The organism is Streptomyces africanus (assembly GCF_002150735.1).
Classification (GTDB): domain Bacteria; phylum Actinomycetota; class Actinomycetes; order Streptomycetales; family Streptomycetaceae; genus Streptomyces; species Streptomyces africanus.
Window position 1 is genome coordinate 1 of record NZ_MUKA01000295.1, and the last position, 25,289, is coordinate 25,289.

Consider the following 25,289-nt stretch of genomic DNA (forward strand, 5'->3'; position numbering starts at 1 on the left):
ACCCGGATCCGGGTGACGCCGCTGCGGTTGCGCTGCGGGCCGGCCCGGCGGACCTGGTCCTGGTCGAGGTCGGGTGCCGCCGTGAAGTGCGCCCGTACGGTGTCCTCGACGACCTGGGCCTCCTCGCCGTCGCGGACGAGGACGACGCCCTTCTCGTACATGAACTCGGCCGAGTCGTCCGGCCCCATCGCCAGGGGGACGTCGGGCATCGAGCGCTGGATCTGGTCGAACTGCTCGTGGAATCGCTGAGGTGCCATGCGGGTCCTCCCACTGGGCGACGGCGTCGGTCGGTGCGGCGAACGGTCGTCGGTTCTCCTCGACAAGAGCCGTCGGGCCGTCTTTTGATACAGCGCCACCCCTGTGTGGCGGGGTTCGGGGGCCACTACCATCCGAGGAGTGACAGCGGGAAGCGACGCGGTGCGGGAACTGCTGCCGATGGTGTTCGCCGACCCGGGCGAGGCTCTCGCGAGGGCCCGGGCGCTGCTCGACGCCGATCCCTCCCCGCTGCACGCGTCCGTCGCCCACCAGGTCATCGGCATCTGGCAGCGGGACTTCGGTGATCTGCGGCTCGCGCTGAACCATCTGCGGCGAGCCCGGGAGTTCGCGGCGCGGGCGGACTCGGCCGACCGGGAGGCGGACGTGCTGGCCACCCTGGGGGTGGCGCTGGTGCACGCGGGCCGCACCCGGGAGGGCCTGTCGGCGTTCGAGCGGGGCGTCGCGCGGGGCGCCGGGCACACGCGGGCGCGCGTGCTGTACCGGCGGGCGTACGTGTGGTGGGTGCTCGGTCACCATCGCGAGGCGCTGGAGGACGTACGCCGGGCGATACCGGTGCTGCGGCAGGCGGAGGACGTGATCTGGACGGCGCGGGCGCTGACCCTGCGGGCGACCGTGCATCTGGCGCTGGGCGCGGTGGAGCGGGCCGAGGCGGACTTCACCGCGGCCGAGGCGCTGTGGGACACCACGGGCCAGGAGCACGACAAGGCCGACGCGGTGGAGAGCCGGGGGCTCGCCGCGTTCCGGTCCGGTGACGTGCCGGCGGCGCTGCGGCTGCTCGACGAGGCGGAGGAGCGGTACGCCCGGCTGGGCACGCCGACGTTCATGCTGAACATCCGGCGCTGCGAAGTGCTGATGGCGGCCGGGCTGGCGCCCGAGGCACTGGCCGAGGCGGACGCGGCGATCGGGAGGCTGGACGGCATCGGCGGGCAGTCCACCCGCAAGGCCGAGCTGCTGCTGGCCGCCGCGCGGGCCGCCCGGCCGGCCGGGGACCCGCACACTGCGATCGCCCGTGCCGCCCTGGCCGTACGGCTGTTCGCCGGGCAGCGGCGCACCTGGTGGGAGACGCACGCCCGGCTGGTGCTGATCGAGGCGCGGCACGCGGCCGGGCGCGGCTCGGGGCGGCTGGTCGCCGACGCGGCCGCGGTGGCCGAGAAGCTGGCCGCCTTCGGCGCGCCGGCCGCGCCGGAGGCGTCCCTGCTGGCGGGCCGGATCGCGCTGGGTCTGGGCTGGACGGCGGACGCGGAGCGGCACTTGGCGATCGCCGCCCGCAGCCGGCGCAGCGGCCCGCCGCTGGCGCGGATGACGGGCTGGGCGGCGCAGGCGCTGCGGGCCCGGGCCGCCGGGTCGACCCGGGGCGTGCTGGAGGCGTGCCGGCGCGGTCTGGACGTGCTCGACGACCACCGGATGACGCTGGGCGCCTCGGAGTTACGGGCCCGTGCCACCGAACAGGGCGCGGAACTGGCCGCGTTGGCGCAGCGCGCCAGTCTGGTCTCCGGCGGGCCGCGGCGGCTGCTGGTGTGGAGCGAGCGCTGGCGGGCGACCGTGCTGTCGACCCCGCCGACCCGGCCGCCCGCCGATCCGGAACTGCTCAGCGGTATGACGGCCTTCCGGGAGATCGCCTCCCGCGCGGAGGCCGCCCGGATGGAGGGCCGGCCGGTTCCGGCACTGGAGCGTGAACAGCGGCGCCTGGAGCGGCAGATCCGGTCCCGGACGCTGCACATGCGCGGTGCGGCGCCCGGTGACGGCGACCGTTTCGACGTCGGCCGGCTGCTGGAGCGGCTGGGCGAAGAGGTACGGCTGGTGGAACTCGCCGTGCTGGACGGGCGGGTGCAGGTGCTGCTGTGCGGGCAGGGGCGGGTGCGCAGGTTCGAGGCCGGGCTGCTGGCCGACGCGGAGACCGAGGCCGAGCACGTGCAGGCGGGGCTGCGGCGGCTGGCGCACCCCGGGGCAGAGGCGCGGCTTGCGGTGGTGGAGGCCGCGGGGCGGCGGCTGGAGGAGCTGCTGCTCGGGCCGGCCGCGGCGCGTCTGGGCGGCGGCCCGGTGGTGATCGTGCCGCCGGGGCGGCTGCACCGGGTGCCGTGGGCGCTGCTGCCGTCGCTGCGGGAACGGGTGCTCAGTGTGTCGCCGTCGGCGGGCAGTTGGCTGCGGGCGCGGGAGACCGCGCCGCCGCCGGACGGCCGCCATGTGCTGGTACGCGGCCCGGGCCTGGCCACGGGAGGCGCCGAGGTGCCCGAACTGGCGGGCCGGTACGCCTGCGCGACGGTCCTGGAGGACGACGAGGCGCGGGTGCCGCGCGTGCTGGAGGAGCTGGACGGGGCCGCGCTGGCGCACATCGCCGCGCACGGCACGTTCCGTGCGGACAGCCCGCTGTTCTCCTCGCTGCGGATGGCCGACGGCCCGATCGTCGTGCACGACTTCGAGCGTCTGGACCGCAGCCCCTACCGGATCATCCTGTCCTGCTGCGACACCGCGCTCCTCGCCTCCGTCGGCGCCGACGAACTGCTCGGGCTGGTCACCGTGCTGCTGCCGCTCGGCACGGCCGGGGTGGTGGCGTGCAGCGCGCCCGTCAACGACGCCGCGGTGGTGCCGCTGATGCTCGCGCTGCACAAGGGCCTCGGGGCCGGGCTGTCCCTGGCGGAGGCGCTGCGTGACGCCCGGGCCGCCCTGCCGGGCGACGCGCTGCACCAGGCCACGGGCTGGGCGTTCTCGGCGTTCGGGGCGGCCTGACCCGTCCCCTGTTCGGGTCAGGCCGCCGGTCTTGGTGGTGGCGCTCAGGCCGGCTGGGCGTGCGGGACTTCCGTCAGCCAGGGCAGGGCGCCGCGGTCGCTCGCGCCGAGCCGGGCGTAGGCGCTGTACAGGTGGTTGCCGACGGTCCGGATGGACAGGGTGAGGCGTTCGGCGATCTGCCGGTTGCTCAGGCCCGCCGCCGCGAGGGTGACGATCTGCCGTTGCCGGGCGGTGAGTTCGCCGAGGACCAGCCCGGACAGGGCGGGTGTCCGGGCGCCCTGGCAGCGCCGGGCCAGGGCGACGGCCCGGGTGCGGGAGCGCCGGGCGGCGCTCGGATCGCGGTGGGCGCGCACGGCCTGGGCGTGCGCCTCTGCCGCGAACAGCGTGAAGCCGCGCCGCTCCAGCTCCCCGGCCACCTCGTCCAGGGCCGGTCCGTCGGCCCGGGTGAGCGCGTCGGCGTGCCGGGCGAACACGCCGGTCAGCCGGTCGATGACCTTCTCGGGACAGCCGAGGCGTACGGCGTCGTAGGGCTCGGCGAGGGCGTCCGGGTCAAGGTCACGGCCGCTGTCCACCGGTACGCAGGCGCGGGCGAGTTCAGCCCGGCACGCCCCGTCCTCGGGATCGCCCCGCAGGCCCTCCCTCGCCCAGGCCGCGGCCTCCCTCAGCTCCCCCCGCAGCCGGGCGAACCGGGCGCGTACGGCGGCGTACCGGCCGGGCAGCGGGCCGGCCTCGGCGACCAGCCACTCCCCCACCGGCGTAGGCATCGCCCGTACGTCGTCCTGGTCGATCCGGCGGGCCAGCGCGGCCGACTCGGCGTCGAGGGCGGCGGCGTACGCGTCCGGTGTCCGGGACAGCCGGCGTGCCCGCAGCCGGCCCGCCCCGGCTCTGAGCACCGGGCCGTGGAGGGGGTGGGCGAGGCGGACGCCGCCCAGGTCGTCGACCTCGATCAGGCCGTCGGACTCCAGGACTTCGAGGGCTCCGAGGTCCAGATCGTCGAGCGCCGGCGACAGCGGTTCGGCGAAGGCGAGGCGGTCGAGAGTCTCCCGTTCGAGCGGGCCGGCGCGGTCGAGGACGGGGGCGGTGCGCTCACGGACGGCCGTGGTCAGCGGCACGGGGCCCCGCCACGCCCGTTCGCCGGTGTCCGGGACGAGCGTGAGCCGTCCCCGCACCGCCCCGAGCAGGTCGCGCAGCAGCCGCAGGTCTCCACGGCTCAGGCGCCGCAAACGGTTGACGGTGAGCGGTTCGAGCGGGCCGGCTCCGGCGGCGAGCAACTGCGCGGTCTCCTCCTCGGTCAGCGGTTCCAGAGTGAGCCGCGGCAGGAGTTCCCCCGTCCACAGCCGGGAGATCGCGCCCGGCGCCGCCGTGCCGTCCGTGGCGACGACCAGCAGGCGGATGCGGCCGTGCACCGCGAGCTGGTGGACCAGGGCGGCGGAGGCGTCGTCGAGGAGGTGGGCGTCGTCCACGAGCAGCGTGCGCAGGCCGGACAGGAGCTGGACGGCGCGGTGCAGGGTGACCGACTCGGGCAGCAGATGGGCGAACGCGGCGAAGGGGATGGCCCGGCTCTCGGGCGTACCCGCCGCCCGGGCGCAGTCGGTGCCGCGGAGCGCCTCGGTGACGAGGCGGGTCTTGCCGCAGCCCGCCGGGCCCGTCACCACGATGCCGCGGCGTCCCCCGGCCAGGGACCGGCGGAGCAGCTCCAGTTCGTCCTCCCGCCCGGCGAACGGCCAGGGCAGCTCCAGCGTCGTCGCGTCCCTCTCGTAAGTCGTCACACAGACATGAGCGCGGCTACTCACTTCTGATACAGGGCGACTTGAGTAGCCCCCGACTCAGGCGCCCGGGACCGGCCGCGGGGCAGGCTGTGGCCATGACCGCACGCTACTGCTCGCTGGCACAGGCGCCGGCGCCCGCCTTCGCACCGGGGCTGGCGGCCGAGCGGCTGAGCGCGCTCGCGAGCGGGCGGCGGATGTGGGTCAACGGCACGGTGCTGCACTACTGCTTCTTCGACGACGACACCGACGCGTCCGTCATCCCCGTGCCGGGGACGGGGATGACGCGACGCGTGCCGTGGGCCGGCGGCGAGGAGCAGCGGGACGTGGTGCGCGTGTGCTTCGCGCAGTGGCAGGACCTCGGCACCGGGATCGTCTTCGCCGAGGTCGACGACCGCTCGGAGGCGGAACTGCGCATCGGGTTCCAGCTCGGCGCCGGCTCCTGGTCGGCGGTGGGCCGGGACGCGCTGCTGGCCGGCCGGCACGAGCGCACCATGAACTTCGGCTGGGACCTGACCGCGCCCGGGGAGCGCGGGACGGCCCTGCACGAGATCGGGCACGCGCTCGGCATGGTGCACGAGCACCAGAGCCCGTTCGCCGGCATCCACTGGGACGACGAGGCCGTGTACGCCGAACTGGCGGGCCCGCCGAACCACTGGAGCCGGGAGCGGACGGACCGCACCATCCTGCGCAAGCTCGGCCCGGACGAGGTCAACGGCTCCGTCTGGGACCCGCAGTCGATCATGGAGTTCCCGTTCCCGTCGGGGCTGATCCTGGAGCCGGAGCGGTACCGCGCGGGCATCGACCCGCCCGGCACGCTGTCGGCCGCCGACAAGGAGTTCGCGCTCCGCTGGTATCCGCCGGCGGATCAGGAGCCGCCCGCGCTGGTGCCGTTCCGCTCGGTGCCGCTGGGGCTCGGCCCGGGCGAGCAGGCCGACTTCGTGATCGACCCGCCGGAGACCCGCACGTACACGCTGGGCACCTTCGGCGACGGCGACGCCGTCGTGGTGGTCTTCGAGGAGCGGGACGGGGAGCCCCGGTACCTCGCCGGCCGGGACGACGGGGGAACCGCGCACAACGCCACGATCGGCGCCCGGCTCGTGAAGGGCCGCCGCTACATCGTCCGGGTACGCCTGTACTCCGCGTGGGGTGCCGGCGAGACGGCGGTGATGTGCTGGTGAGGGCACACGCCCGCCGCACGGACACCTGAGAGCCACAGTCCGGCACCGGGGGAACGGTCGAGGACGTCGCCCATGGGGGTGGGCGACGTCCTCGACCACGCCACACCCTCGACGACGCCACGCCCCCTCGGCGATGAAACGACCTCGCGGCCGGGCGGCTACGCCCGGTGGGCCGTGCGCCGTCCCGCGTCCACCGCCGCGTACAGGTCGCGCCACGCGGCCGCCAGCCGCCTGGCGCTCTCGGCCTCCAGCTTCCGGGCGATCTCGTCACCGTCGATGCCGAGACGTTCCAGTCGTCCCCACACTTCCAGGGCCGCACGGTGACCGCCCATCAGCGTGTCACCGCGCAGGGCGAGGTGGCGGACGGCCGCCTCCACGGTGGGCAGGGTCATCGAGGTGATCGTGCCCCAGGTGACGAGCCGTTCGACGTACCGGGTGGGGGACGACGAGGGGTCGGTCACGGTCGTGGCCGTCCACATCAGCCGCTGCGGATGGCCTCCCGCGGCGGCCAGGGCCCGCCAGCCGGTGCCGCCGAACCAGTCGTCGTACATCTGGTAGAAGTGGCGGGCACGTGCCAGGGCGGCCTCGCCGCGCAGCGCCAGGGCGTCCGCGGTGCCCAGTTCCTCCAGCCGCGCGTCCACCTCCGCGTCCAGCAGGCCCACGGGCAGTGAGACGACCGAGGAGAGCGCCGGGAGCCGCCGGCCGTCGGCCAGCGCACGCTGGAGGCCCTCCACGTAGGCGTCGAGGGCCTGGCGGTAGCGCGACACCGAGAAGACCGCGGTGACGTGGACCGGGAAGCCCTCGCCGACGCACTCCCTGATCGCGGCGATCCCCTCGGTGGTGGCCGGCAGCTTGACCATCGCGTTGGGCCGGTTCACCGCGCGCAGCGTCTGCTCCGCCTCCGCGACGACCGACTCGACGTCGCGCGTGAGGTGCGGATCCAGGTCCATCGACACCATGCCGTCCAGTCCTCGCGTGGCCTGGTACACCGGGCGGAGTTCGTCGCACGCCCAGCGGAGGTCGTAGGCCGCCACCGCACGCACCGCGTCGGCGACGCAGATGTCGTCGGAAGCCAGGCCCGCGAGCTGTTCGCGGTAGGCGTCGTCGGTCTCGACGGCGGCGGCCAGCGCGGCCGGGTCCGATGTGACGCCCCGGACTCCGGTGTCCGCGATGAGGCGGGTCAGGCATCCGGAGGCCAGGTGGCGCCGGGTCAGTCCGTCCAGCCAGGGCGAGACGCCCTCCGCGACCAGCTCGTCCAGCTCCAGCACGCCCGGTCGCCTCAGCCGGTCCGACATGGCGGGTCGTCACTCCTTGATGCATAAGTCCCGAGTTCAAGCGTCACCGCCAGGTTATTGGCATGCACCCGAGATGAACTACGGGTGACGTGGCACATTGGCGCAAAGTGGTTCCGACTTCGACTTGATGAAGTAGCGGCTATTTGACGAAGTCCACCGAGCGTCATTGGGCCGGGCTTCGCTTTCGATACAGGATCGGAGCGAACAGCCGGCCCGAGGTCCGGCACGGCCACTCCGTCTGCCGAGGGAGCACCGCGTGCACGAGCCACCCGCCGTCTTCGACGGCTCCCGCGCAGGGACCTGTCCGCACCCCGTCCGCCGACCGGCATCGGGCGCCCGCCACCTGGGAGGACGACCGGTTTCTGAATGCGTATCCGGTCCCGGCTCCCCCAGGGGGCAGCACTCGAACGGCCGCTCGGCTCCCGGCCGGGCCGGGCCGCGAACAGGCCCATGACCGTCGTTCCGGTTTCCCGGCCCCGCGCCGGCGCCGGATGAACGGGAAAGCGTCACACCTCATCCGGTAACGCATTCGCGAGGCGGCGCCATTGCGTGCCCGCACGGCTGCGGTCCACCACAAAGCGAGCAATTCCCGCCCGCGACGTATCTCGCCACCGGAGCTATCACCAGAGCTATTACGCGCGCCGAACAATGCGGCAGTCGTCGCGCCGCGGCGCGCGGACGGGCACCACCCGCACGGAGCGCGGCGGCGCCGTTCGTGCGGCTGGTCCGATGACCGGCGGCCCGCGGCCCACCGCGGTGCGCCCGGCCCCGCCGTCCCACGTCCGAGACCCGCACGGCCGCGCAGTCACGGGGTTTCCCCTGCCCCGGCGATGGCGCGCCGAAGTCATGCCATTCGCCGAAGGAGAAACCAGTGGACGACGCTCTGCTCGACATCAAGGAGAAACCGGCCCGGCAGCAGCCCGAGTGGGGTGATGCGTCACGGGTGCGAGAGGTCGCGGAGACGCTGGCCCGCCGCCCGGCCCTCGTCGACGGGGAGGACGTCGACACGCTGCGCTCGCTGCTGGCGCGGGTCGCCTCCGGAGACGCCCTGGTCGTCCAGTCCGGCGACTGCGCCGAGGATCCGGCCGAGTGCACGCCCGGTTACGTCGCCCGTAAGAGCGCCGTGCTGGACCTTCTGGCCGGCGCGCTGAAGATGATCACGCACAAGCCGGTGATCCGCGTGGGCCGTATCGCGGGTCAGTTCGGCAAGCCCCGCTCCAGCCCCACCGAGTTGGTGGGCGGTGTGGAACTGCCGTCCTACCGGGGCCACATGGTCAACGGCCCGGAGCCCGACCCGGAGAGCCGGCGTCCGGAGCCCCGGCGCATCCTGGCCTGCTACCAGGCGGCCCGCGAGATCATGACCCACCTCGGCTGGCTGGACGCCGGACGGCGGCACGGCGTGGAGGCGCCCGTGTGGACCAGCCACGAGGCGCTGATCCTCGACTACGAACTCCCCATGGTCCGCAGGGACGAACGGGGCCGGCTCGTCCTCACCTCCACGCACTGGCCGTGGATCGGCGAGCGCACCCGCCAGCTCGACGGCGCCCATGTCGCCCTGCTGTCCCGGGTCGCCAACCCGGTCGCCTGCAAGATCGGGCCGAAGGTGACGAGGGACGAACTCCTCGGGCTGTGCGAACGGCTCGACCCCGACCGGGAGAAGGGCCGTCTGACGCTCATCGCCCGCATGGGGGCGTCCACGGTCGGCGACCGGCTGCCGAAGCTCGTCGCCGCGGCGCGCGAGGCCGGGCATCCGGTGATCTGGCTGACCGACGCCATGCACGGCAACACCGTCACGCTGCCGAACGGCCTCAAGACGCGCTTCCTGGAGACGATCGAGCGGGAGATCCAGGAGTTCCAGGAGGCCGTCCGCTCCGAGGGCGGCATCATCGGCGGGCTGCACCTGGAGACCACCCCGGACGACGTCACCGAGTGCGTCCCCCACGACGCCTGCGTCGATCACGTCGCGGACAAGTACACGTCCTACTGCGATCCGCGCCTCAACCCCAGCCAGGCCGTCGCCGTGGCCTCGGCCTGGCTCGGCTGACAGCCAGGCCACCCACCCCGGCCGGCACGGGACACGGCCGTCGGGCAGACACGCAGATGAGGAGGTCCTGAAGATGGACGGAAAAGTCGCACTCGTCACCGGAGCCGCGGGCGGCATCGGCGAGGCGGTGGCCCGCGCCCTCGCCGAACGCGGCGCGGTGGTGGGAGCCGTGGACCGTGACGCCGACCGGCTGCGGCAGGTGGTGGACAAGCTGCGCGCGGACGGCCTGGAGGCGCAGGCCCTGCCCGCCGACGTCACCAGCACCGCGGAGGTCGACGCCGTGGTCCGGGAGGCCGAGGAGCGCCTCGGCCCCCTGGAGTACCTGGTCAACGGTGCCGGTGTGCTGCGTATGGGCACCGTGCGCAACCTCACCGACGAGGACTGGACGACGACGTTCGCCGTCAACGCCACCGGCGTCTTCCTGATGTCGCGGGCCGTCGTCAACCGCATGCTGCCGCGCCGGCGCGGCGCGATCGTCACCGTGGCGTCCAACGCCGCCGCCACCCCGCGGGTGCAGATGGCCGCCTACGCCGCGTCCAAGGCGGCGGCGACCATGTTCACCAAGAGCCTGGGCCTGGAGGTCGCCCGGGACGGCATCCGCTGCAACGTGGTGGCACCGGGCTCCACCAGCACCCCGATGCTCACGTCCATGTGGCACGACGAGTCCGGCCCGAAGCACACGATCGAGGGGCGGCCGGACGCGTTCCGGGTCGGCATCCCGCTGGGCAAGGTGGCCCGCCCCTCGGACGTCGCCGACGCCGTCGCCTTCCTGCTGTCCGACGAGGCCTCCCACATCACCCTGCACGAACTCACCGTCGACGGCGGCGCCGCGCTCGGCGCCTGAGCCCCGACCCCCACCGACCTGAGGCGACCAGGAGAGCAACTCATGGCAGGCATACCCGAGATCACCCCCTACCCGATGCCGACGGCCGGCGACCTGCCCGGCAACGTGGCTCAGTGGTCCGTCGATCCGGACCGCGCCGTCCTGCTGGTGCATGACATGCAGCGCTACTTCCTGCGGCCCCTGCCCGAGGGTCTGCGCGAGGACCTCGTGCGCAACGCCCGGCAGCTGCGCGAGCACTGCGCCGGGCTCGGCATGCCGGTCGCGTACACGGCGCAGCCCGGCGGCATGACCGACGAACAGCGGGGCCTGCTGAAGGACTTCTGGGGGCCGGGCATGCGCCCCGCGCCCGCCGACCGGCAGGTCGTCGACGAACTGGCCCCGGCCCCCGGCGACTGGCAGCTCACCAAGTGGCGCTACAGCGCCTTCTTCCGCTCCGACCTGCTGCAGCGGATGCGCGCCGCCGGCCGGGACCAGCTGGTGCTGTGCGGCGTCTACGCCCACGTGGGCGTGCTGATGACCGCCGTCGAGGCGTTCACCCACGACATCCAGCCGTTCCTGGTGGCCGACGCGACGGCCGACTTCTCCGAGTACCACCACCGGCTGGCCCTGGAGTACGCGGCGCAGCGCTGCGCCGCTGTCGTCACCACCAAGGAGGTCCTGGCATGACCGGCACCCCGAGCGGCGACCTGCTCGGCCGGATCCTGGGCGACCGGCCCCCGGCCGCGTACGCCCTGCTGCACCGCCCCGAGACGACGGGCCCGGGCGTGCTGGACGTCGTCGCCGGCGAGACGACCGAGCCGCGCACCCTCTCCGAACTGCCCCTGTCCGACGCCCCGGAGACGGCCGGCGGCCCCCGCCACGAGGTGCTGGCCCTCGTGCCCTACCGGCAGATCGCGGAGCGCGGATTCGACTGCCCCGACGACGGCACGCCGCTGCTCGCGATGACCGTCACCGAGCAGTCCACCGTGCCCGTCACCGAGGTGCTGACCCGGATCCCCGACCTGCCCGTGGAGCTGTCCGGCGGCCGCTTCGACATCCCGGACGAGGAGTACGCCGGGACCGTCCGCCGGGTCATCGGGGACGAGATCGGCACCGGCGAGGGCGCCAACTTCGTCATCAAGCGCACCTACACCGCCGACATCACCGGCTACACCCCTCGGCACGCCCTGGCGGTCTTCCGGCGTCTGCTGCAGCGCGAGAGCGGCGCCTACTGGACGTTCCTGGTGCACACCGGCTCCCGCACGCTCGTCGGCGCCACTCCCGAGCGGCACATCAGCCTGCGCGAGGGCACGGCGGTGATGAACCCGATCAGCGGCACCTACCGCTACCCGTCCACCGGCCCGACCCTGCCGCAGGTGCTCGACTTCCTCGCCGACCGCAAGGAGGCCGACGAGCTGTACATGGTCGTGGACGAGGAACTGAAGATGATGGCCCGGATCTGCGAGTCGGGCGGCCGGGTGGTCGGGCCGTACCTCAAGGAGATGGCCCGCCTCGCCCACACCGAGTACTTCATCGAGGGACGCAGCACGCGGGACCCGCGCGACATCCTGCGGGAGACGCTCTTCGCCCCGACCGTCACCGGCAGCCCGCTGGAGAACGCCTGCCGGGTCATCAACCGGTACGAACCCGAGGGGCGCGGCTACTACAGCGGCGTCGTCGCGCTGATCGGCCGTGACGAGCACGGCGAGCGGGCGCTGGACTCCTCCATCCTGATCCGCACCGCCGACATCGACGCCACCGGCCGGCTGCGGATCGGCGTCGGCGCCACGCTCGTGCGGCACTCCGACCCGGAGAGCGAGGTCGCCGAGACCGCCGCGAAGGCGGCGGGACTGCTCGCGGCCATCGAGAGCGACGGGCCCTCCCGTTTCGCGGACCACGCGCGGGTCCGGGCGGCACTGGAACAGCGCAACGCCACCCTCGCCGGCTTCTGGCTGGCCGGGAACGGCCCGGGGGCGCGGCCGGATCCGGAGCTGAGCGGACGCCGGGTGCTGGTCGTGGACGCCGAGGACACGTTCACGTCGATGCTCGACCACCAACTGCGCGCCATGGGACTGCGGGTGACGGTCCGCCGGTTCGACGAGCCGTACTCCACGGACGGATACGACCTCGTGGTGATGGGGCCCGGTCCGGGCGATCCGCGCGACGTCGAGCACCCCAAGATCGCCCACCTGCGTGCCACGGTGCGCACCCTGCTCGACGAACGGCGCCCGTTCCTCGCCGTCTGCCTGAGCCACCAGACGCTGTGCACGCTGCTCGGCTTCCCGCTGGTGCGCCGGGCGGTCCCCAACCAGGGCGTGCAGCGGGAGATCGACCTGTTCGGGGCCCGGGAACGGGTCGGCTTCTACAACACGTTCGCCGCCCGCGCCGAGGACGACAAGGCCGAGTGCGAGGGGGTGGGCGTGGTGGAGGTCAGCCGCGACCCCGACACCGGCGAGGTGCACGCGCTGAGCGGCCCGCACTTCGCGTCGATGCAGTTCCACGCCGAGTCGGTGCTCACCCAGGACGGCGTGCGCATCGTCGGCGACCTGATCAAGGAGGTTCTCACCGGCGCGACGGGAAAGGAGCGCGGCACCGTTGAGCAGATTGCGCTGGCTGACCGCGGGTGAGTCCCACGGTCCCGCACTCGTCGCGACGCTGGAGGGCCTTCCCGCCGGCGTGCCGATCACCACGGACAGGGTGGCGGACCATCTCGCCAGGCGGCGTCTGGGCTATGGCCGCGGTGCCCGGATGAAGTTCGAGCGGGACGAGGTCACGTTCCTCGGCGGTGTCCGGCACGGTCTCACGCTCGGCTCCCCAGTGGCGATCATGGTGGGCAACACCGAGTGGCCGAAGTGGGAACAGGTCATGGCGGCCGACCCGGTCGCCCCGGAGACCCTGGCGGGGCTCGCCCGCAGCGCGCCGCTGACCAGGCCGCGCCCCGGCCACGCCGACCTCGCGGGTATGCAGAAGTACGGCTTCGACGAGGCCCGTCCCATCCTGGAGCGGGCCTCCGCGCGGGAGACGGCGGCCCGGGTGGCGCTGGGCGCGGTGGCCCGCTCGTACCTGAAGGAGACGGCCGGCATCGAGATCGTCTCCCATGTCGTGGAGCTGGCCTCGGCCAAGGCCCCGAAGGGCGTGTACCCGACGCCGGCCGACGTGGAGAAGCTGGACGCCGATCCGGTGCGCTGTCTGGACGCGGACGCGTCGAAGGCGATGGTCGCGGAGATCGACCAGGCCCACAAGGACGGCGACACCCTCGGCGGTGTGGTGGAGATCCTGGCCTACGGCGTGCCGGTCGGTCTGGGTTCGCACGCGCACTGGGACCGCAGGCTCGACGCCCGGCTCGCCGGCGCGCTCATGGGCATCCAGGCGATCAAGGGCGTCGAGATCGGTGACGGTTTCGAGCTGGCGCGGGTGCCGGGTTCCGAGGCGCATGACGAGATCGTCGCGACCGAGGAGGGCGTCAGGCGGGCCTCGGGCCGCTCGGGCGGCACCGAGGGCGGGCTGTCCACGGGTGAGCTGCTGCGGGTGCGGGCGGCGATGAAGCCGATCGCGACCGTGCCGCGGGCGCTGAAGACGGTCGACGTCACCACGGGCGAGGCCGCGGCCGCCCACCACCAGCGTTCCGACGTGTGCGCGGTCCCGGCCGCCGGGATCGTCGCGGAGGCGGTCGTGGCGCTCGTCCTCGCCGACGCGGTGGCGGAGAAGTTCGGTGGCGACTCGGTGGCCGAGACCCGCCGGAACGTCACCTCGTACCTCGACCACCTCGCGATCCGATGAGCGGGCCGTCGGTCGTGCTGGTCGGCCCGATGGGGGTGGGCAAGTCCACCGTCGGGCAGTTGCTGGCCGAGCGGCTCGGCGTCGCCTACCGGGACACCGACGACGACATCGTCGCCGAGCAGGGCCGGACCATCGCCGAGATCTTCGTCGACGACGGCGAACCCGCCTTCCGTGCGATCGAGGCGCGGGCGGTGGCCCGCGCCGTCGCCGAGCACGACGGGGTGCTCGCGCTGGGCGGTGGAGCCGTCCTCGATCCGCGGACCCGGGCCCTGCTGGCCGGGCAGCCGGTGGTCTTCCTGGACGCCGACGCCGGCGAGGCGGTCCGGCGCATCGGCCGGGACCCGGGACGGCCGCTGCTGGCAGGCGATCCGCACCGCGAGTGGCGGGCGCTGGCCGCGGCACGCCGCCCGCTCTACACGGAGGTCGCCCGGGCGGTGGTCGACACCAGCGGGTGCACCCCGGACGGCGTCGTGGAGGCCGTGCTGGCGGCACTGGCGCCGCGAACGGTGAAAGCCTGAACGGACCGGGACGGAACTCCCCGCCTCGCACGAACCACCGTGCGGGGCGGGGAGTTCTCGTGCTGCCGTAAAGCCGTCACCGCCGGGCGGCGAGGAAGTCGTGCAGCAGCCGTTCCTCCTCGGCGGTGAGCGGGAGCCCGAAGGTGGTGCGCACGGCGTCCACGGCCTCGTGCGGACGCAGGACGCTCACGCGCTGCTCGCCGCTGCGGTACTCCGTGATGAACTCGTTGTTCTTGAGCCGGTACCGTTCCTCGTCGTTGGCCCTCTGGACCACGAGCTGTCCGACGAAGGGCGAGCCGGGGCGAGTGGAGCTGACATAGTGGGCGGCCTCGAAGTCGACGGCGTACTGCGGTTCGGCGCGGAAGGCGTAGATGTCGAACCAGCCGCGGGGCCGCCGGTACTGCAGGAGCCAGTGGCCGTCCTCGGTCGTCAGCCGCCACGACCAGCCGGCGACGGTGCTCTCCGCTTCGGGGTGCAGGGCGAGGGGTTCGATGAGCGCCGCGTAGCCGTAGCCGGGGTCGGCCAGCCACACCGTGTCGTCCGCCCGCACCAGCAGGGCCGTGTGGGAGCGGAACCGGCGTTTGTCGCTGCCCTCGCGGATGCGGACCAGGAGCCGGGTGACCGGGAAGCCGAAGCGGTCCAGGGCGGCGGCGAACAGCAGGTTCGTCTCGTAGCAGTATCCGCCGCGGCCCGCCTGGACGATCTTGCGCTGGACGGCGTCGATGTCGAGGGAGACCGTGCGCCCCAGGGCGATGTCGACGTTCTCGAAGCAGACGGAGTCCCGGTGGGCGCGGTGGAGTGCCCGGAGCGCCGCGAGGGAGGAGTCGCGCGGCCCCCGGTAGCCGATGCGGGAGAGATAGGCGTCGAGGTCGAGCCGTTTGCTGCCCCACTCCGGGGAGTCGTCGACCACGAGGGGCAGGCCTGAGGTGTCCATGAGCGTCCTTCCGCCGGTGCGAGAGGTGGGTCGGATCGCACGGCGGTGCGGCGCGCGGCCCCGTCCGGGTGCCGCGCGCCGCACGCCGCACCGGTGGGGGTGTCACCACTCCACGCGGACGTCGTACTCCTTCACCCACGCGTCGAACTCGACCAGGCGCTCCATCACGGCCCGCATGCCCCACAGGCCGCCGAGACCGGCGTAGGACTCGACGGGTTTGTCCAGCAGCTTGCGGATGCCTTCGGCCGGCACGAGGTCGAGCACCGGGGAACCGTCCAGCAGGGCCTCGACCTTGGCGCGCAGGGCCCGCACGTACTCGACGTCCTGGGTGGACGGGTAGGGGCTCTTCTTGCGCTGCAGCACCGACTCGGGCAGGACGTGGCTCGCGGCGGCGCGCAGCAGGCTCTTCTCACGGCCGTCGAAGGTCTTCATGGCCCACGGCACGTTGAAGACGTACTCCACCAGCCGGTGGTCCGTGAACGGCACCCGGACCTCCAGGCTCGCGGCCATGCTGATGCGGTCCTTGCGGTCCAGCAGGAAGTTCTCCCAGCGGCTGATGTTGAGGTACGACAGCTCCCGCATCCGCGCCTCGTCGGCGGACTCGCCCTCCAGGCGCGGCACTTCGGCGAGCGCCTCGGCGTACCGCTTGGCGACGTACTCGTCGAGGCCGAGCCGGTCCCAGAGGCCGATCTCCTTCATGGTGTCCAGGCCGCCGAGCCGGCGCCAGGCGTCGTACCAGGGGAAGGTGTCGCCCTCCACGGCCTCCTTGTCGAAGAACCAGTTGTAGCCGCCGAAGAGTTCGTCCGCGGTCTCGCCGGACAGGGCGACCGTCACCTGCTCCTTGAGCGCCTTGCACAGGTGGTAGAGGGAGTGCTCCATGTCGCCGGTGGAGATGGGCAGGTCCTGGGCGCGCAGCACCCGCATGCGCACGTCCTCGTCGAGGACGTGGTGGTTCTCCAGCTCGACGATGACGTGCTCGGCGCCGGAGCGGCGGGCGACGTCGATGGCGTACGGCGTGTCGGGGTCCATCCAGATGCCGTTGCCGCGGAAGTTCTCCTCGTTGTTCTTGAAGTCGATGGAGAAGGCCTTGATGCGTTCCTGCTTGCCCTGGTCGCGGAAGACCTTGGCGGCGAGCGCGGTGATGGCGCTGGAGTCGAGACCGCCGGAGAGCAGGGTGCCCACCTTGACGTCGGCGATGAGCTGGCGTTCGACGATGTCCTCGAGGAGTTCGCGGATGCGGGTGACGGTGGTGTCGAGGTCGTCGGTGTGCGGGCGGGCCTCGAGTTGCCAGTAGGTGCGGGTGGTGTGGCCGCCGCGGTGGAAGCGCACGACGGTGCCGGGCACCACCTCGTGCATGCCCTTGAAGACGGCGTGCCCCGGGGTGTTGATGATGGCGAAGATCTCCGCCAGGCCCTCGGCGTCCACGACCGCCTCGGCGTCGGGGTGCGCCAGGATGGCCTTGGCCTCGGAGCCGAACAGCACGCCGTCGGACGTCGGGTAGTAGAAGAGGGGCTTGACGCCCATGCGGTCGCGGACCAGGAGCAGTTCCTCGGTGCGCGGGTCCCACAGTGCGAGGGCGTACATGCCGTTGAGGCGTTCGGCGAAGTGCTCGCCCCACTCCAGGTAGGCGTGCAGGACAACCTCCGTGTCGCTGGAGGTGCGGAACGTGTGGCCGAGACCGGCGAGTTCCTCCTTCAGCTCGCGGTAGTTGTACACCTCGCCGGTGTAGACGAGGACGGGCAGGCCGTCGCCCTCACCGGTGACGTGCATGGGCTGGCGGCCGCCCTCCAGGTCGATGATGGAGAGCCGGCGATGCCCGAGGATCGCCTGCGGTGAGATCCACACACCGCGGTCGTCGGGGCCCCGGCACGCCAGCGTCTCCGTCATGGCCGACGCCGTCCCGCCGTGTACCGACAGATCGTGGTCGTAGGCGACCCAGCCTGCGAGTCCGCACATCGAAGTCCCAGTCCTTTCGTTCCTGTGGTGGTGTATGACGGGGGGGGAGGGAGTGGTGCTCAGGGCCGCGGCACCCAGCCGGCGCGGTCCCAGTACGTCAGGTGGGGCTGGGCCGACACCGTGCCGATCCGTGCCACCCGCTCGCCGCCGAGGACCATCACGGTGGGCCGGTCCGGGGTGAACACCGGCCAGCCGGGCGCGTGTTCGCTGCTCGGTGTCCCACCGCGGGCGAAGGTCGCCACCAGGTCGATCAGCGTGTCCGAGATCCGCCGCTCCAGCGGTCCGTCCCCGTAGGCGGGTGCGTTGACCGGCAGCGTGAACGTGCCGAAGAGGAACTTCGCGACGGCCTCGTGCGGGGTGGTGCCGGCGTACGGCGGCTTGAGCGGGTGGGCGAACTCCATCAGGTACTGCGGTGCGGCGGCGGGGTCGCGTTCGCGGGCGTGCCGTTCGGCGAGCCGCACGATCTGGTAGCGGAACAGCCCGTCGCCCCACACCTGCGTCCACACCGACACCGGGTCGCGGGGCAGCCCCTCCGCCTCGGACGCCCGCCGGTAGTGGGCGATGCAGTCGTCCACCTGCTCGTCGGTGACCTTGGCGGCGCCCTTCTCGAGGACCTCGCGGACGGCGGCGCGCAGTCCGGCGTCGTCGGCCGGGTGCGGGCCGGGGTAGGGGTATCCGGGTCCGGTCGTGAAGAAGGAGCCCTCGGTGCGGCAGTAGATGGGCATCGCCGGGATGCGCGGGGTGGGCAGCGCGTGGTCGTAGCCGCGCATCCACCGCCCGTCGACGATCGGCCCGCGGTACTCGCGCGCGCCCTGCACGAACCGCTCGGTGGGGCTGCCCGCGTACACCTCGTCCCAGGCGTCCCGCAGTTCGGTGGCCGGTACGGCGCGCAGGCCCGGCACGGTCGTGCCGAAGCGGCGCGCGAGGTACCGGTAGACCCTGCGGGACTCCCTGGGAGTGGTGGAACTGGCCGGTTCCCACACGTGCTTGACGCTGATCGGGATGATCCTCCTGACCATGCCCCGCAGTTCGGGCAGCAGGGCGAGCTGCCAGGTGCTGGAGCCGCCCGCGGAGGTGCCGGAGACGGTGATGTTGTCCGGGTCGCCGCCGAACGCGGCGGCGTTGTCGCGGACCCAGCGCACGAGCGCGGCCTGGTCCTGCAGCCCCCAGTTCGCGCAGGAGCCCGTGCTCGGGTCGGTGAGGTCCTCGTGCAGGCCCCAGCCGAACACGCCGAGGCGGTAGTTGAAGTTGACGACGACCATGCGGCCGTGGACGGCGGTACGGGCACCGTCGTAGTCGGGCTCGCTGCCCGCGCCGAGCATCCAGCCGCCGCCGTGGATGTAGACGAGAACCGGCAGGCGGCCCTCCACGTCCGGCGTCCACACGTTGGCGTACAGGCTGTCCTCGCTGCTGTCGGGCAGGTAGTCGCCCTGGAGGGAGGGGGCGGCGAAGGCGGTGGCGTCCCGTACGCCCTGCCACGGCTCGGGCGGCCGGGGCGAGGAGAACCGCAGCGGGCCCACCGGCGGGGCCGCGTAGGGCACGCCCCGGAAGACGGTCAGTCCGTCGGCCCGCTCTCCCGCCACTCGTCCCGCCGTCGTCCGGACGACCACTGTGCGACCGGGCATCTGGTGAACCTCATTTCCCGCCTCGGCGTTGTCGGGGGCGGCGCGGCGCGCACCATGGGGCACAGGGATCGTCGCTCCGGTGCCGGGCCGGCCGCCAACCGCCGGTCACTACTCCGTCAAGTCAGGCCGCGGCCGCCGCGCGGTGCGGGGGCGGCGGGCCGCCGGGGCCCGGCGCGGACAGCAACCGGTCGGGCGGGGCGGTCAGTTCGCGGCCGGTCAGGGCACGCAGGGTGCGGTAGGCGGTGGCGTCGCCGGCGAGCACACCGCCGCGCAGGACCCGGCCCTCGGGGTCGAGGACGAGCTTGGCGTACGTGCCGGCCGTGTCGTCGCGCAGGACGTACTCCAGGGCGCCCTCGGTCTCGGCGTGGGCGTCGCCGAAGCTGGCCACGTCGACGCCGAGGAGTTTGAGCTTGGCGGCCGTGTCGGGGTCGGCGAAGGGGGTCGTGGGGCGGTCGAGCAGCCGGTCGGCGACGAGTTCGGCCATCCGGTAGCCGGGGGCGACCAGCCCGTAGGTGCGGCCCCGGACGGCCGCGCACTCGCCGACGGCCCAGATGTGCGGGTCCTCGGTGCGGCACAGGTCGTCGACGAGGAAGCCGCCGCGTTCGCCCGTGGCGAGCCCGGCGGGTCCGGCCAGTTCGTCGCGGGGGCGCACGCCCGCGGAGAACACGACCAGCCGGGTGTCGAGCGCGGTGCCGTCGGTGAGGGTGACCCCGCCGACCCGGCCGTCGGCGGCTGGGCGGATCTCGCGGACGGCGGTGCCGCAGTGCACCCGCAGTCCGAGACCGGTGACGAGCCGGGTGAGCACGCGTGCTCCCCCGTCGTCGAGCTGCACCGGCATCAGGCGTGGCGCGAGTTCCACGACGTGGGGACGGACGCCGAGCAGCCGCAGCGCGTTGGCGGCCTCCAGGCCGAGCAGGCCGCCGCCGACCACGACACCGGGGAGCCCCTCGCGTGCCGCCTCGCGCAGGGCGTCGAGGTCGTCGAAGGTGCGGTAGACGAAGCAGCCGGGCAGGTCGTGCCCCGGGACGGGCGGCACGAACGGCCGCGACCCACTGGCCAGCACGAGGGCGTCGTAGGGGGTGACCGTGCCGTCCGCGGTGGTGACCGTGCGGGCCCGCCGGTCGATGCCGGTCACCGGGGCGGCCGTGCGCAGCTCCACCAGGGGGTCGGTGAGGAAGGCGCGGCCCGCGAGGGTGAGGTCGGCGGCGCTCCTGCCCTCCAGGTAGGACGACAGGGCGACCCGGTTGTAGGCGGGGCGGGGCTCCTCGGCCAGGACGACGACGCGCCAGGTGCCGTGCCGGTCGTGGGCCCTCAGGTGCTCGACGAGGCGGTGGCCGGTCATGCCGTGTCCGACGACCACCAGGGTGCGCGGGGTTCGGGTCATGGGTTGCTGTTCCCTCCGGTCGCCGAGGCTCCGGTCTCCGGCGCTCCGGTCGCCGACGCGAGGACCAGGCGCACGTCGTCCGCGCAGCCGCCGCAGCCGGTGGTGGCGCGGGTCGCGGCGGCGATCCCCGCCAGGTCGCGGGCACCGGCGCGCCAGGCGCGGAGCAGGTCGGCCTTGGTGACGTGGTTGCAGTGGCAGAGCACCGCCGCGTCCGGCAGTTCGACGCGGGCGGGTGGTGCGCCGGCCGCGGTGCCCAGCAGGAGCCCGAACCGGTCGGACGGCACCGGCAGGTCGCGCGCGTACAGCTGGGCGAGCGCGGCGGTGGCGCGCGGCAGGCCGATGAGGACCGCGCTCGCGACGCGCTCCCCGGACAGGGCGAGAGCGGCGTGGCGGCCCCGGGCGGGGTCGGACAGCGTGATGTGCCGGGTGGCGCCCGGTGGGTCGGGCGGGCCGAGGCAGGCCAGGTCGAGGCCGGGCGCCTTCACGCGCAGCACGGGCCGGCCGGCGCGGTGGTACGTGTCGTGGCCGGCGAGGATACGGGCGAGGGTCTCCGCCTGTTCCCAGGCGGTGCCGACGAGTCCGGGCACCTCGCCGCCGAACTCGGCGCAGTCCCCGAGGGCGTGGATGTGCGGATCTGCGGTGCGCAGGTGCCGGTCGACGACGATGCCCGTCCGGACGGCCAGTCCGGCGCGCCGGGCGAGGGCGGTCTCGGGTTCGACGCCGGTGCACAGCGCGAGCGCGTCGGCCCGCAGGACCTCGCCGTCGTCGAGGACCAGCTTGCCGGGCCGGTACTCCACGGCGGCGCGCCCCGTTCGCAGGCGGGCGCCGGCGGCGCGCAGGTGACCGGCGACCAGGGCGCCGGCCGTGTCGTCGAGCCGGTCGTCCATGGGGTACGGCCCGGGGTGCACGAGGGTGACGTCGCGGCCGGCGCGCAGCAGCGCGAGGGTGGTTTCCGTGCCGAGGACTCCGCCGCCGAGCACCACCACGGGCCCGTCCGCGAGCCGTTCGACGTCGCCGGGGGTGCGCAGGGTGGTGGCGCCCTCGGTGAGCCGGCCGTCCGCGGTGAGCACTCCGGGCAGTCGCGGGATCCTCGGCCGGGCGCCGGTGGCGAGCACCAGCCGGTCGTAGCGAAGGGTCTCGCCGGTGCCGGTGCGCACCAGGCGGCGGGCGCGGTCGAGGGCGGTGGCGGTGACGCCGGGCCTGACGCGCACGCCGTCGGGTGGGGCGGGCAGCTCCAGGTCCCCGGCGGTGAGGGTGCCGTCGAGGACGGAGGTGAGCAGGACCCGGTTGTAGGCCGGCCGCGGCTCCGCGCCGAGGACGGTGACCGGGCCCCGGTGGCCGTGCGCGCGCAGCCGCTCGACGAGCCGGTGCGCCGCGGGTCCGTGGCCGACGACGAGGACGTGCTGCGTGGCGGACATGGCGGGCCTCACGACGCGTCGGTGCCGGGTTCGATCCGCACGGCGCAGACCTTGAACTCGGGCATCTTGCTGCGGGGGTCGAGGGCGGTGCCGGTGATCAGGTTGGCCCGGCCGGCGCCGGGATGGTGGAACGGCAGGAACACCGTGTCCGTGCGCATACTGCCGACCAGCCTGACCCGCGCGACCGTGGTGCCGCGGGCCGAGGTGACGCGGGCCGTGCCGCCCTCGCGCAGGCCCGCGCGTTCGGCGGTGTCGGGGTGGATCTCGACGAACGGCTCGGGGACGGCGTCGTTGAGTTCGGGCACGCGGCGGGTCTGCGCGCCGGACTGGTAGTGGGCGAGGACCCGGCCGGTGGTGGCGTACAGGGGGTGGTCGGCGTCGGGCGTCTCGGCCGGGTCGCGGTGGTCGACCTCGGCGAACCGGGCGCGGCCGTCCGGGGTCGCGAAGCCGTCGAGGAAGAGGCGGGGCGTGCCGGGGTGCGGCTGTCCGCCGGGGCGTTCGGGGCAGGGCCAGTGCAGGGCCTCCCCCGCGTCCAGCCGGTCGTAGGTGATGCCGGAGTAGTCGGCCGTTCCGCCGCGGGAGGCGTGCCGCAGTTCGTCGAAGACCCGGCGCGGCGAGGTCGGGTAGCGGTGGGCCGGCTCGCCGAGCCGGACCGCGAGGCCGTGCAGGACCTCCAGGTCGGTGCGCACGCCCTCCGGCGGGGGCAGCAGCCGGCGGCGGCGCAGCACCCGGCCCTCCAGGTTCGTCAGGGTGCCCTCCTCCTCGGCCCACTGCGCGACCGGGAGGACCACGTCGGCGGTCCGTGCGGTCTCCGAGGGCACGAAGTCGGCCACCACCAGCAGGTCGAGGGCGGACAGCCGGTCGGCGACGTGGGCGGAGTGGGGCGCGGACACCAGGGGGTTGGACCCGAACACCAGCAGGGCGCGCGGGCCGCCCTCGGTGCCGAGCGCGTCGAGCAGCTCGTAGGCGCTGCGGCCGGGGCCGGGCAGGGCGTCCGGTGTGGTGCCCCAGACCCGGGCGATGTGGGCCCGTGCCTCCGGGTCGGTGATCATGCGGTAGCCGGGGAGCTGGTCGGCCTTCTGCCCGTGCTCGCGGCCGCCCTGCCCGTTGCCCTGTCCGGTCAGGCAGCCGTAGCCGCTGCCGGCGACCCCGGGCAGGCCCAGGGCGAGGGCGAGGTTGATGAAGGCCGCGGCGGTGTCGGCGCCCTTGCTGTGCTGCTCGGCGCCCCGGCCGGTCAGCACATAGGCGCGGCGCGCCTCGCCCAGCATCTGCACGGCGGCGCGTTGTTCGGCGACGGGGACGCCGGTGACCTGTTCGACGCGCTCGGGCCACCAGGTGACGGCGCGCCGCCAGGCCGCGTCGAAGCCGGTGGTGCGCTCCTGGACGTACTCCTTGTCGCACCAGCCGTCGCTCACGGCGATGTGCAGCAGCCCCAGCGCCAGCGCGAGGTCGGTGCCCGGCACCGGCTGCAGGTGCAGGGCGGCCCGCTCGGCGGTCTTGGTGCGGCGCGGGTCGACGACGATCAGGTCGGCCTTGTGCAGGTGCCGCATCAACGGGGGCATGGTCTCGGCGGGGTTGGCGCCGGCGAGCAGGATCGCGTCGGCCGCGTCGAGGTCGCCGACGGGGAAGGGCAGTCCGCGGTCCAGGCCGAAGGCGGCGTTGCCGGCCGCGGCGGCCGAGGACATGCAGAACCGGCCGTTGTAGTCGATCTGGCTGGTTCCGAGGGCGAGCCGGGCGAACTTGCCCAGCAGGTAGGCCTTCTCGTTGGTCAGGCCGCCTCCGCCGAACACGGCGAGCGCGTCCGGGCCGTGCTCGTCGCGGATGCGCCGCAGTCGCGCGGCGACCGTGTCCAGGGCGGTGTCCCAGTCGGCCGGGGCGAGACGGCCGTCCGCACCCCGCACCAGCGGCCGGCGCAGCCGGTCCGGGACGTCGAGCACCGCGGGCGCGGTCCAGCCCTTCTGGCACAGGCGGCCGTCGTTGACGGGGAAGTCGGAGGGCTCCACCACGGTCCCCGAGGCGCCGTGGCCGAGGCGGGTGCCGCACTGCAGGGCGCAGTACGGGCAGTGCGTGGCCACGCTCGTGCGCGGCGCGCTGTCAGGCACGGGTGACCTCCGAGGACTCGGCGGCTCCGCGCCCGGCCCGCCGCGCCTCCCGCGCGTCGCCCGGCGGGGTGCCGTGCGGGGTGCGCAGGTAGACCAGGAGAGTGACGGTCACGCACACCGCGTAGAAGGCGAGGAAGAACCAGAAGGCCGGCTCGCCCGTGCCCCGGCTGCCGTAGGACGCCCGGAAGGCCAGGTTGACGACGACGCCGCCGAGCGCGCCGACGGCACCGGCGATGCCGATGACCGCGCCGGTCAGGCGGCGGGCGCGGGCGAAGGCCTCGGTCGCGTCGTGGCCCGCGGTGACGGCGGCCTCCGCCTGCCCGGCGAAGACGACCGGGATCAGCTTGTACGTGGACCCGTTGCCCAGGCCGCTGAGCACGAACAGCACCGTGAACACGGCGACGAACAGCGCCAGGGAGTGGCGGGCCGAGGCCACCAGCAGCAGGAGCGTGCCGGCGCCCATGGCGAGGAAGTTCCAGAAGGTGACCCGGGCTCCGCCCCAGCGGTCGGCGAGCCGGCCGCCCAGCGGCCGGGACAGCGAGCCGAGCAGCGGCCCCAGGAAGGTGTATCCGACGGCTTCCAGCGGTGTGGAGCCGAACTGGTTCTGCAGCACGAGGCCGAAGGCGAACCCGTACCCGATGAACGAGCCGAACGTGCCGAGGTACAGCAGCGAGATCCACCAGGTGTGCGGGTTGCCCGCCGCCTCGCGCAGCGCGCCCGTCGAGGCCGGGCCGGTGTCGACGTTGTCCATGCCGAGCGCCGCGAGCACGGCGGCCAGCGCGATCAGCGGCAGGTAGGCGGCGATCACGTAGGCGGGGTGGGTGTCGCCCGCGGTGGCGATGACCAGCAGACCGACGAGCTGGATGACGGCGACGCCCAGGTTGCCGCCGCCGGCGTTGAGACCGAGCGCCCAGCCCTGGTGCCGCCGGGGGAAGAAGTGGGCGATGTTGGTGGTCGAGGAGGCGAAGTTGCCGCCGCCGACGCCCGCGGTCGCGGCGATGAGCAGGAACACCCACAGGGGTGTGCCGGGCCGCTGGACGAAGTACAGCGCCGGCAGCGCCGGCACGAACAGCAGGACCGAGCTGAACACGGTCCAGTTCCGCCCGCCGAATCGGGTCACGGCGTAGCTGTAGGGCAGCCGCAGCAGCGCCCCCACCAGGGTGGGGGTGACCACCAGCAGGAACTTCTCGCTCGGGGCGAAGCCCAGGCCGATGGCCGGGGACATGAACAGCACCAGGACCGACCACATGCTCCAGATCGAGAACCCGATGTGCTCGGAGAGGACGGACAGGACGAGGTTGCGTCGGGCGACGTGCTTGCCGGTGCGCTCCCAGAACTCCTCGTCCTCCGGATCCCAGTGCTCGATCCGGCGTCGGGAGGCGCGCAGTGCCGTCATCGGGGGGCAACTCCTCGGCTGGGGACGGCGGCCCGGCGCGTGGCGCCGGGCCGCCGTGCGGGGG

The 25,289-nt window shown here is 74.0% G+C and carries 17 protein-coding genes and 1 pseudogene; 8 read left to right on the forward strand and 10 right to left on the reverse strand.

Annotated elements, in window-relative coordinates; all coding sequences use genetic code 11:
- Positions 1-257 (reverse strand): annotated as a pseudogene (locus CCL05_RS31855) (S8/S53 family peptidase); the annotation flags it as partial.
- Between the two features lie 178 nt (positions 258-435).
- Between CCL05_RS31855 and CCL05_RS31860 the strand changes: the two are divergent.
- Positions 436-3,003 (forward strand): CHAT domain-containing protein, encoded by a 2,568-nt coding sequence (locus CCL05_RS31860; protein ID WP_086564164.1) that lies wholly within the window; start codon positions 436-438, stop codon positions 3,001-3,003.
- Positions 3,004-3,047: 44 nt separating this feature from the next.
- Here the strand turns inward: CCL05_RS31860 and CCL05_RS31865 are convergent, their stop codons facing one another.
- Positions 3,048-4,772, reverse strand: coding sequence for a LuxR family transcriptional regulator AbsR2 (locus CCL05_RS31865; protein WP_086564148.1), 1,725 nt, complete (start codon positions 4,770-4,772; stop codon positions 3,048-3,050).
- 95 nt (positions 4,773-4,867) lie between these two features.
- Between CCL05_RS31865 and absR1 the strand changes: the two genes are divergently transcribed.
- A complete protein-coding gene (gene absR1 / locus CCL05_RS31870) occupies positions 4,868-5,950 on the forward strand; it encodes a beta-glucuronidase AbsR1 (protein WP_086564149.1) in 1,083 nt (360 codons plus the stop codon).
- Positions 5,951-6,108: 158 nt separating this feature from the next.
- On the opposite strand, the gene tal is transcribed toward absR1, so the two are convergent.
- On the reverse strand, positions 6,109-7,245 hold the full coding sequence (gene tal, locus CCL05_RS31875) for a transaldolase (RefSeq protein ID WP_086564150.1): 1,137 nt from the start codon (positions 7,243-7,245) through the stop codon (positions 6,109-6,111).
- Between the two features lie 871 nt (positions 7,246-8,116).
- On the opposite strand from tal, the gene CCL05_RS31880 reads away from it, so the two are divergent.
- The 6 genes from CCL05_RS31880 to CCL05_RS31905 all read left to right on the forward strand — a co-directional run bounded on the left by CCL05_RS31880 (position 8,117) and on the right by CCL05_RS31905 (position 14,410).
- Positions 8,117-9,289, forward strand: a complete 1,173-nt coding sequence (locus CCL05_RS31880; protein ID WP_086564151.1) for a 3-deoxy-7-phosphoheptulonate synthase — start codon at positions 8,117-8,119, stop codon at positions 9,287-9,289.
- A 73-nt stretch (positions 9,290-9,362) separates the two neighbouring features.
- On the forward strand, positions 9,363-10,133 hold the full coding sequence (locus CCL05_RS31885; protein ID WP_086564152.1) for a 2,3-dihydro-2,3-dihydroxybenzoate dehydrogenase: 771 nt from the start codon (positions 9,363-9,365) through the stop codon (positions 10,131-10,133).
- A gap of 42 nt (positions 10,134-10,175) precedes the next feature.
- Positions 10,176-10,799 (forward strand): isochorismatase family protein, encoded by a 624-nt coding sequence (locus CCL05_RS31890; RefSeq protein WP_086564153.1) that lies wholly within the window; start codon positions 10,176-10,178, stop codon positions 10,797-10,799.
- Entirely contained in the window at positions 10,796-12,739 is a 1,944-nt protein-coding gene (locus CCL05_RS31895) for an anthranilate synthase family protein (protein ID WP_086564154.1), read from the forward strand. The genes CCL05_RS31890 and CCL05_RS31895 overlap by 4 nt, the downstream gene beginning before the upstream one ends.
- On the forward strand, positions 12,708-13,892 hold the full coding sequence (aroC, locus tag CCL05_RS31900; protein ID WP_086564155.1) for a chorismate synthase: 1,185 nt from the start codon (positions 12,708-12,710) through the stop codon (positions 13,890-13,892). Before CCL05_RS31895 ends, aroC begins: the two co-directional genes overlap by 32 nt.
- On the forward strand, positions 13,889-14,410 hold the full coding sequence (locus CCL05_RS31905) for a shikimate kinase (protein WP_086564156.1): 522 nt from the start codon (positions 13,889-13,891) through the stop codon (positions 14,408-14,410). Before aroC ends, CCL05_RS31905 begins: the two co-directional genes overlap by 4 nt.
- A gap of 76 nt (positions 14,411-14,486) precedes the next feature.
- Here the strand turns inward: CCL05_RS31905 and CCL05_RS31910 are convergent, their stop codons facing one another.
- From CCL05_RS31910 to CCL05_RS31940, 7 genes are all read right to left on the reverse strand, one after another.
- On the reverse strand, positions 14,487-15,344 hold the full coding sequence (locus tag CCL05_RS31910; RefSeq protein WP_086564157.1) for an arylamine N-acetyltransferase family protein: 858 nt from the start codon (positions 15,342-15,344) through the stop codon (positions 14,487-14,489).
- Between the two features lie 102 nt (positions 15,345-15,446).
- A complete protein-coding gene (asnB, locus tag CCL05_RS31915) occupies positions 15,447-17,300 on the reverse strand; it encodes an asparagine synthase (glutamine-hydrolyzing) (RefSeq protein WP_086564158.1) in 1,854 nt (617 codons plus the stop codon).
- A 59-nt stretch (positions 17,301-17,359) separates the two neighbouring features.
- Complete coding sequence (locus CCL05_RS31920) at positions 17,360-18,925, reverse strand: carboxylesterase/lipase family protein (RefSeq protein WP_086564159.1); 1,566 nt, start codon at positions 18,923-18,925, stop codon at positions 17,360-17,362.
- Between the two features lie 121 nt (positions 18,926-19,046).
- Complete coding sequence (locus tag CCL05_RS31925) at positions 19,047-20,309, reverse strand: FAD-dependent oxidoreductase (RefSeq protein WP_086564160.1); 1,263 nt, start codon at positions 20,307-20,309, stop codon at positions 19,047-19,049.
- A complete protein-coding gene (locus tag CCL05_RS31930; RefSeq protein WP_086564161.1) occupies positions 20,306-21,727 on the reverse strand; it encodes an FAD-dependent oxidoreductase in 1,422 nt (473 codons plus the stop codon). Before CCL05_RS31930 ends, CCL05_RS31925 begins: the two co-directional genes overlap by 4 nt.
- 8 nt (positions 21,728-21,735) lie before the next feature.
- On the reverse strand, positions 21,736-23,829 hold the full coding sequence (locus CCL05_RS31935) for a molybdopterin oxidoreductase family protein (protein ID WP_086564162.1): 2,094 nt from the start codon (positions 23,827-23,829) through the stop codon (positions 21,736-21,738).
- Complete coding sequence (locus tag CCL05_RS31940; protein ID WP_086564163.1) at positions 23,822-25,225, reverse strand: nitrate/nitrite transporter; 1,404 nt, start codon at positions 25,223-25,225, stop codon at positions 23,822-23,824. The genes CCL05_RS31935 and CCL05_RS31940 overlap by 8 nt, the downstream gene beginning before the upstream one ends.
- Positions 25,226-25,289 lie beyond the last annotated feature (64 nt).

Bases quoted from the DNA above. Each gene is read 5' to 3' on its own strand.
- CCL05_RS31860 (WP_086564164.1), top strand. From the start codon at position 436: ATGGTGTTCGCCGACCCGGGCGAGGCTCTCGCGAGGGCCCGGGCGCTG.
- absR1 (WP_086564149.1), top strand. From the start codon at position 4,868: ATGACCGCACGCTACTGCTCGCTGGCACAGGCGCCGGCGCCCGCCTTC.
- tal (WP_086564150.1), bottom strand. From the start codon at position 7,245: ATGTCGGACCGGCTGAGGCGACCGGGCGTGCTGGAGCTGGACGAGCTG.
- CCL05_RS31885 (WP_086564152.1), top strand. From the start codon at position 9,363: ATGGACGGAAAAGTCGCACTCGTCACCGGAGCCGCGGGCGGCATCGGC.
- CCL05_RS31890 (WP_086564153.1), top strand. From the start codon at position 10,176: ATGGCAGGCATACCCGAGATCACCCCCTACCCGATGCCGACGGCCGGC.
- CCL05_RS31895 (WP_086564154.1), top strand. From the start codon at position 10,796: ATGACCGGCACCCCGAGCGGCGACCTGCTCGGCCGGATCCTGGGCGAC.
- CCL05_RS31905 (WP_086564156.1), top strand. From the start codon at position 13,889: ATGAGCGGGCCGTCGGTCGTGCTGGTCGGCCCGATGGGGGTGGGCAAG.
- CCL05_RS31910 (WP_086564157.1), bottom strand. From the start codon at position 15,344: ATGGACACCTCAGGCCTGCCCCTCGTGGTCGACGACTCCCCGGAGTGG.
- asnB (WP_086564158.1), bottom strand. From the start codon at position 17,300: ATGTGCGGACTCGCAGGCTGGGTCGCCTACGACCACGATCTGTCGGTA.
- CCL05_RS31920 (WP_086564159.1), bottom strand. From the start codon at position 18,925: ATGCCCGGTCGCACAGTGGTCGTCCGGACGACGGCGGGACGAGTGGCG.
- CCL05_RS31925 (WP_086564160.1), bottom strand. From the start codon at position 20,309: ATGACCCGAACCCCGCGCACCCTGGTGGTCGTCGGACACGGCATGACC.
- CCL05_RS31930 (WP_086564161.1), bottom strand. From the start codon at position 21,727: ATGTCCGCCACGCAGCACGTCCTCGTCGTCGGCCACGGACCCGCGGCG.
- CCL05_RS31940 (WP_086564163.1), bottom strand. From the start codon at position 25,225: ATGACGGCACTGCGCGCCTCCCGACGCCGGATCGAGCACTGGGATCCG.